The 7,406-nt window shown below is 56.7% G+C and carries 8 protein-coding genes and 1 pseudogene; 4 read left to right on the top strand and 5 right to left on the bottom strand.

What is annotated here, in order from left to right; genetic code table 11:
• Nucleotides 1–243 (bottom strand): flagellin FliC (locus HZB29_02400; protein MBI5814442.1); only part of this gene is annotated, 243 nt, incomplete at its 3' end.
• Between the two features lie 128 nt (nucleotides 244–371).
• Nucleotides 372–1,234, bottom strand: a pseudogene (locus HZB29_02395) (flagellin FliC).
• A gap of 415 nt (nucleotides 1,235–1,649) precedes the next feature.
• Here HZB29_02395 and HZB29_02390 point away from each other — a divergent pair.
• Nucleotides 1,650–2,417 (top strand): flagellar hook basal-body protein, encoded by a 768-nt coding sequence (locus tag HZB29_02390; protein ID MBI5814441.1) that lies wholly within the window; start codon nucleotides 1,650–1,652, stop codon nucleotides 2,415–2,417.
• A gap of 79 nt (nucleotides 2,418–2,496) precedes the next feature.
• Here the strand turns inward: HZB29_02390 and HZB29_02385 are convergent, their stop codons facing one another.
• Nucleotides 2,497–3,909, bottom strand: coding sequence for a methyl-accepting chemotaxis protein (locus HZB29_02385; GenBank protein ID MBI5814440.1), 1,413 nt, complete (start codon nucleotides 3,907–3,909; stop codon nucleotides 2,497–2,499).
• 221 nt (nucleotides 3,910–4,130) lie between these two features.
• Between HZB29_02385 and HZB29_02380 the strand changes: the two genes are divergently transcribed.
• The 3 genes from HZB29_02380 to HZB29_02370 are packed head-to-tail and all read left to right on the top strand — an operon-like array spanning nucleotide 4,131 to nucleotide 6,779.
• Nucleotides 4,131–5,150, top strand: a complete 1,020-nt coding sequence (locus HZB29_02380) for an ATP-binding cassette domain-containing protein (protein MBI5814439.1) — start codon at nucleotides 4,131–4,133, stop codon at nucleotides 5,148–5,150.
• Nucleotides 5,147–5,977: an ABC-2 family transporter protein gene (locus tag HZB29_02375; protein MBI5814438.1), complete on the top strand. Its 831-nt coding sequence runs from the start codon at nucleotides 5,147–5,149 to the stop codon at nucleotides 5,975–5,977. Before HZB29_02380 ends, HZB29_02375 begins: the two co-directional genes overlap by 4 nt.
• Nucleotide 5,978: 1 nt before the next feature.
• Nucleotides 5,979–6,779 (top strand): ABC-2 family transporter protein, encoded by an 801-nt coding sequence (locus HZB29_02370; GenBank protein MBI5814437.1) that lies wholly within the window; start codon nucleotides 5,979–5,981, stop codon nucleotides 6,777–6,779.
• A 74-nt stretch (nucleotides 6,780–6,853) separates the two neighbouring features.
• Here the strand turns inward: HZB29_02370 and HZB29_02365 are convergent, their stop codons facing one another.
• Both HZB29_02365 and HZB29_02360 read right to left on the bottom strand, forming a co-directional pair.
• The gene (locus tag HZB29_02365; GenBank protein ID MBI5814436.1) at nucleotides 6,854–7,114 is read right to left on the bottom strand and encodes a helix-turn-helix transcriptional regulator; all 261 of its coding nucleotides are present in this window, start codon (nucleotides 7,112–7,114) and stop codon (nucleotides 6,854–6,856) included.
• Between the two features lie 4 nt (nucleotides 7,115–7,118).
• A complete protein-coding gene (locus tag HZB29_02360; GenBank protein ID MBI5814435.1) occupies nucleotides 7,119–7,283 on the bottom strand; it encodes a type II toxin-antitoxin system mRNA interferase toxin, RelE/StbE family in 165 nt (54 codons plus the stop codon).
• Nucleotides 7,284–7,406 lie beyond the last annotated feature (123 nt).

The following is a 7,406-nucleotide window of genomic DNA, read 5'->3' as shown; positions in this document are numbered from 1 at the left end:
CGCGCCTTCCGCCGTGTTGATCATGCTCACGCCGTCGTAAGCGTTTCTGGAAGCCTGTTGCAGGGAGCGGATGTCCGCCCTCAAGCCTTCGGAAATGGCCAGACCGGCCGCGTCGTCCGCGCCGCGGTTGACCCGCATACCTGAAGACAGGCGTTCAAGTGATGTACCGAGGCTGGCGCTGTTAACGCCGAGGTTGCGCTGGGCCGTAAGAGAATAGATGTTGTTGTAAACTCGCAGTGCCATGACTAGTTCCTCCTTGAAAACGTTTAGTTACCGCCTCGCGTCCGCTCTCCCAAGCTTTCGTGATGGCTGGCGGTCATCCTGCCGCCTTTCGGCGAGACCTTCTGATTTTCAGTTCGTATCTCGCCTATTCATCTTTTCGGCGGAAGCGTCCCGGACTTGAGCGTGGAGGGGAAAAACACTGACTGCGGCACCAGGTTGGCCTGGGCCAGAATCGCCGTGGAGGCCTGCACCAGTATCTGGTTCCTGGTGAACTGCGATATCTCCTGAGAGTAGTCCGCGTCGCGTATCTGCGATTCGGCCGCCTGCAGGTTTTCCGAGCTCACCGCCAGGTTGTTGATGGTGTGCACGAGCCGGTTCTGCACCGCGCCCAATTTACCGCGGGCTTCCGTCACGCGGGACAGGGCCGAGTCTATCCTGCCGAGCGAATCGAGGGCCGACTGCACATGGGTCACCGATATGTTGGTGATGTTCAGTCCGGTGGAGTCAATCGCTGTCAGGTCAACGGAGGTGTTCAGGCTGATGCGGTCGGCGGCGTGCCACTGCATGCCCACCTGGATAACCACGGAACTGGAGGTGGCGGTGTTATTAAGTTTCACCGTGGTAATGTCGGAGCTCAAGGCGCCGTTCAACAGTTTCTGGCCGTTGAATTCGGTGACCGTCGAGATCCTGTCTATTTCGTCCCGCAGCGCGGAGAATTCGCGGTTGATGGTGGCCCGTTCGGTGGAACCGACGGTGCCCGTGGCCGACTCGCGCCTTCCGCCGTGTTGATCATGCTCACGCCGTCGTAAGCGTTTCTGGAAGCCTGTTGCAGGGAGCGGATGTCCGCCCTCAAGCCTTCGGAAATGGCCAGACCGGCCGCGTCGTCCGCGCCGCGGTTGACCCGCATACCAGAGGACAGCCTTTCCAGCGACGTACCCAGGTTCGCGCTGTTTACGCCCAGGTTGCGCTGGGCCGTAATTGAGTAAATGTTGTTATAAACTCGCAGTGCCATGACTAAATCTCCTCCTTGAATCGTTAAGCGTCCCTGCTATCCCCCGGTTCTCCCGGACCTTGGGTTCAGGCCGCAACCGTTATTGATTGCGTTTTCAGCCGGTCCGGTTTTTCCATTTCCGGATTCCGCCTAATCACGTTTTCGGAGCCCAATCTTTTTTCTTTAGCGCGGCTGGGGAAAAAAATGCCTTTATGGGGAAAAATTGCCCAATTGTTGAATTAATGGAAAAAGAGCTAAAGTACGCGGAAAAAAAGCCGATATGTACGTTATGGTGTGTTCCGCCGTCCCAAGACGGCGGGCAGACACTGAAACAATGTTATACCAGCGCAAAAACTGGACATTTGGGATGATATAAATCCGCCACGGGTGGTACATTATAAGGAAGAACGGCGGATGATAAAGGAACGGCAGCGCCATGATTCAAGGTATAAGCGCCTCGCTTTCGGGACTGCGGGCATATATTAACCAGACGACAGTCACGTCCAACAATATAGCAAACCTCAACACGCCCGGGTTCAAGGCCTCCACCGCCGTGCAACAGTCCATGTCCAACAACATGGGGGCGTACACATCCGCCGTGCAGACCACCCAGGGGCAGGGCGCCATGATGATGACCATGAACTCGCTGGACATGGGGATAAACGGCGCGGGCTACTTTAAAGTGAAGGGGGCCAACGGCTCTGTCGGATACACCCGTGCGGGGAGCTTTTCGGTGGACTCGAAGGGAAAGCTCACGGACGCCAACGGAAACGCCGTGCAGGGATATAAACTGACCACCGGCGCCAACGGAAACGTCACCAAAAGTGGACCGGGGGACATAGACGTTGGCGGGAGCTCCGGCGGATTCTCGGTGTCATCGAACGGGACAGTGTCGGCGATGGTGGACGGCAAGAGCCAGCCTGTGGCCCAGGTGGAGCTATACAATTTCAACAATCCAAACGGTCTGGAGCGCGGCGGCGCCAATATATATACGGAAACGGCCGCATCAGGGCAGGCTGTGTCCGGCGCGGCCGGGTCCGGCTCGTTCGGCGAGATAGTCCCGTCGTCGCTGGAGATGTCCAACGTGGATTTGGCCGAGCAGATGGTGGGGCTTATCGAGTCCAGCTATGGCTTCGCCGCGCAGACGAAGATGATCCGCGCCACCGACGAGATGATGGGCTCCCTGCTGGACATCAAGACGTAGGGATCAGGATACCACCGTCCATCAAAGATCAGGGCTGACACGCAGGTCTGTATCACAGGGCTGACACTCAGGGATGCCCCTACCGTTCCCCTTGCACGATCTCCACTAATGTCTGGACCGCCGCCTTAAGCTCTTCCGCCTGTTTTAAAAGGTCGTGCGATGCGCCGGCGGTCTCGTCCGCCCCTTGGGCGGTGAGCTGGGTGGCCTTGTCAAACTCGTTCATGGCGCTTGTGACACCGGCGACGTGCGATTCCTGTTCGCAAGCCGCCTCGGCCATCTGGTTTATGCGCTGGCGCACTTCACGCACCGATTCGCCGATGCCCACAAGGGATTTGTTCGTCTGTCCCACAAGCTGGGAGCCGTTTTCCGTGCTTTTCACCGATTCGCCCAGGAATCCGGCCGTGTCCTTCGCCGCCGCCGACACCTTTTGGGCCAGCGAGCGCACCTCCTCGGCCACCACCGCAAAGCCTTTTCCACTTTCGCCGGCCCGCGCCGCCTCAACAGCGGCGTTGAGGGCCAGAAGGTTGGTCTGGAAAGCGATTTCGTCTATCAGTTTTATTATCGCGCCGATCTTCCCGGAGGACTGTTTTATCGCCTCCATCGCCTCCACCGTCCGGTCCATGGAGACCTCTCCGTTCTTTACGTTTGCCTCCACCATGTTCATAAGGTTCTTCACCTTGGCCGATTCGCTGGCCGATGTCTTGATAAGCCCGGCCATTTTGTCCAACGAGTCTTTCATGTTGGCCAGCGTGGTGGTCTGCCCGGTGGCGGCGGAGGCCAGTGTCTCGCTGGAGCCGGATATCTCGCCGGAAGCGTTGGTCACCTCCATCGAGCCGTGGTCGAGCGCATCGGCCACCTGTTCGAGTTTATTGCTCACGTTGCGCTTGATGATGAAATAGAGAAGCGCCATGATGGCGATCCCCTCTATTATGAAGAATATGGTGAACACCCAGTTGCTGCGGTTCACCTTATCCTCCATATCCTTTAAGGAAATGGTCATGGACAATACTCCAATGGCCTCCCCCTCCTTGCCCTGATGGCAGTCCAAACAGTTAACACCGCGCCAGTTGGTGGAGAGAAGGAAAGGAAGCGTGGCGCGCAGGGAGCCTTCCTCATATTCGAATTCCGCCTTGCCGGTGGCAAGGACGCGGTTGTCCGCCTCTGTTTTCGGCTCTTCGCCCGGCAGTCCGTTTCCGAATTGCTCGTTGATGGACTTGCCCCGCGCAACCCGCACGTCTTTAACCCCTTCCGTCCCGCTGATCTTCTTTAGAAGATCGGCCCGCTGGTCCACCACGCCGGTGACCATCATGTTGTTAAGGGCGCTCAATGTGATGTCCGCAACGCGGTGGGCGAGGATTTCCGCCTGTTCGAGCCCCTGCGCCTGCTGGCTGCGGACCGACCAGACGATGTTCATAACGGACATCACGGCCAAGGCTCCGCCCAGGGTGAGCATGATCTTGAAAGTGAAAGCGCGGCTTTTAAACCATTTCATGAAAACTGCTCCGGTATAAATTATGCGACTATTTGGAGCGCCGCCACGCCAGCGGAGGGCTGACGCCCATCTTGCGGCCTTTTTAAAAATCATAGCTCTTTCATCGCGCGGCCACAACTGGAATAACGTCCATTTTCACGATTATTCGCGGTAAAATCATTTGAACGCATATTTGCGGTGGAACTGGTTTAACAGGTATTTATCATGCTGGAATTGAGTTGATGGCTGAAGAAGTGATTTTGGCCGAGAACCTTACAAGGGAGTTCAAAATCTCCACCGGAAGGGGAGGGTTGCTTGGCTCGGTGGCCAACCTTTTCAAAATGCAACGTTCCGTGAAAAAGGCGGTGGACGGGGTCTCTTTCTCCATAAAGGAAGGTGAGTTCGCCGGCTACGTCGGCGAGAACGGGGCAGGGAAGTCCACCACAATAAAGATTTTGACCGGAATTCTCACCCCCACCTCGGGGCGCGCGTCGGTGGCGGGGATCGTGCCGTATGAAAACCGGATCGAGAACTCCCGGAACATCGGCGTTGTTTTCGGCCAGCGCACCCAACTGTGGTGGGACCTGCCGGTGGAGGATTCTTTCGACCTGCTCCGTTCCATATACCACGTTCCCCAGGCAGACTATGCGCGCAATTTCCGGGAGCTTTCGGAGACTCTGGAGCTTGCTCCGCTTTTGCGCACCCCCGCGCGCAAGCTTTCACTGGGGCAGCGGATGCGGTGCGACCTGGCGGCCTCCTTGCTCCACAATCCCCGCGTCCTTTTCCTCGACGAGCCGACCATCGGGCTGGACATCATCGCAAAGGACCAGGTCCGCAAGTTTTTAAAAAGGATCAACGCCGAGCGCAAGACCACGATAATCCTTACCACCCACGACATGGACGATATAGAGGCGCTGTGCGAGCGGATAATCATCCTCGACGAAGGGCGCATCGCCTATGACGGCTCAACGGACCGGCTAAAGAACCTGTACGCCCGTGAAAAACTGCTGGAGGTGGAGTTCCACGATTATTATCCGGACATCGCCGCGCTCCCCGGCGCAAGGCTCGTCAAAAGCGAGGCGAACAGGAAATGGATACGCTTCAACCCGGACGAGACGAGCGTGCAGAGCGTGATATCCAGTCTTCTGGCCAATTACCAGGTCAAGGACATCGCCATCCACGAGCCGACGGTGGAGGACGTGGTGAAAAACATCTACTCCAACGGGATGCCGCCGGTCAGAGCGGCCATGGGGGGCGTGTGAAGACACAGGAGCCGGACATCAGGGACCGCGCCGTGCCGGTGTACCTGAATTTCGCGGCCAAATCTTTCCAGGCCCAGCTTATGTACAAGTTCGAGTATTTCATCGGAGTGTTCAACGGCCTGCTTTACATTTTCATATTCACCTCCCTTTGGGACACGATTTACAAGGCGCAACCCGGGGCGGGGGGGGGATATTTCACGCGGCAGGGGATTATCACCTACGCCGTGTTCGCAATGATAATCCGCGTCTCCATGACGATGGAGGACAACGAGATAACATCGCGCGTCCGCAGCGGCGCCATCGCCATGGACCTTATAAAGCCTGTGAACTATTTTCTGATGAACCTTTCGGAATGTTTTGGGGAGACTGTGTTCCACTGGTTCGCCCGGGTGACACCCATCGTTATCATCAGCGTCGTTTCGTTTGACGTGGCCCTGCCGGCAAGCGCCGCCGGATACGCCATGGCGATTTTCGCGTGGGTCTTGGGATACATGATACTTTTCACCATGAACTTCGCGTTCTCCATGCTGGCGTTCTGGTTTATCGAGACCTTCAGTTTCCAGTTGATGAAATACGGGCTTCTGACGATGTTCTCAGGCTCGATCATGCCGGTGGACTTTTTTCCGGAATGGAGCAAGCCGCTTATCGCCCTCATGCCGTTCCAGTATATTTTCTACGCCCCGGCGGCCATATTCACAGGCCATATAAGCGGGGGGCGCGCCATTGAACTTATGACACTGCAGATGGCGTGGCTTGCCGCGCTGTCCGGAGTGTGCGCGCTGATGTGGAACGCCGCTCGGCGCAAGCTTGTGACGCAGGGGGGATGACATGCGCGACCTTGCTGTTTACTTGAAACTGATGGTAAGCGCGGTGCGCGCTAAAATGGAGTACCGCTTCACATTTTTGTTCATGTTCCTGGCCATCGTGGTGTTCTACCTGGGGCAGCTTGGGGTGGTGATCGTGGCGCTGGCCCGGTTCACCAACATCAACGGATGGAACGCGGGGGAGATGGCTTTTCTATACGGTCTGCTGGTGTTCAGCCAGGGGGTGGCCACGGCGCTTTTCGCCCCGCTGGCAAACTTTGAAAGCCTTATTATCAGCGGCGATTTCGACAGATATCTTGTGCGCCCGCTAAATCCATTGGCGCAGGTGGTCACCGGATCGTTTGAAATAAACTCCGTGGCGCATTTGATGATCGGCTCGGCGGCTCTCTATTACGGATCGAGGCTGGCGGGGCTGGAATGGAACCTTGGGCGTTTGCTGTTTTTCGCGGCGGTGATGGCGGGGGCGGCGCTTATCCACGGCGGGGTGCGGCTGGCGGTGTCGGCTGTGGCGTTCTGGACCTTGCGAAACCGCTCCCTGGTCCACATGATCGTGTACAGTTCCAAGGAGTTCGTTATATATCCGGTGTCCATATACAAAATGTGGATACAGGTGTTCCTGACGGTGGTGTTCCCCATCGCGTTCATAAATTTCTACCCGAGCCACTATTTCCTCGCAAAGGACCCGTCCGCGCTGTTCCATCCGTACCTGCAATACCTCACGCCGCTGGCCGGGCTCGTGGTGTTCGCGCTGGCGCACATGCTATGGAAAAAGGGGATAGACCAGTATCAGAGCGCGGGGAGTTGAAGGGAATGTCAATTGTTTCTCCCCCTGCCCGAGGGGGAGTGGCTCCGAAGGAGGCGAGGGGGATGGAGCGTGATTTAAGCCGCGTTTTCGATGTCCCACCCGGGAAACAGAATTACCGCCGGATGGCACTTTAGCGCGCGGGCCAATGTTTTCGCCCGCTCGACGCCAAGACGTATCCGTCCATTCTCGATTCCGGAGATCGTTGATTGCGGGATACCCGACGCTTTGGCCAAATCGGCCTGGCTCATTTCCTGAAGCTCCCGCAAAACGCGGACAGATTCGCCTACAGTCAGCTTGACGAGTGTTTTAGCCGGGAAGAAACCTTTACGTGCCATGAAACTATCTCCTGTAATCGTGCGCCGTGATCTTGATGACATAAACCGTCACTTCCGCCTCACGCGCCTCGTATATAACACGGTATTGCATGTTTAGCCTGGAAGACCGGCATCCGCTCCATTCCCCTTTCAAAGCCTCGTCATGGAAACCCTTTATTAACCGTCTCATAATAATATAGACATTATTATATATGTATCAAGCCGCGTATTTCGTCGTTTCGCCGTTGAAGTACGATATCACCAGGTCCGGTGATTTCTGGACACGCCGCATATGACTTATCACCGCGCCCTT

The sequence above is a fragment of the Nitrospinota bacterium genome, from assembly GCA_016235255.1.
Lineage (GTDB): Bacteria > Nitrospinota_A > UBA7883 > UBA7883 > JACRLM01 > JACRLM01.
The sequence above is the reverse complement of the archived record's forward strand: the minus strand, read 5'-3'. Positions and strand labels throughout refer to the sequence as shown.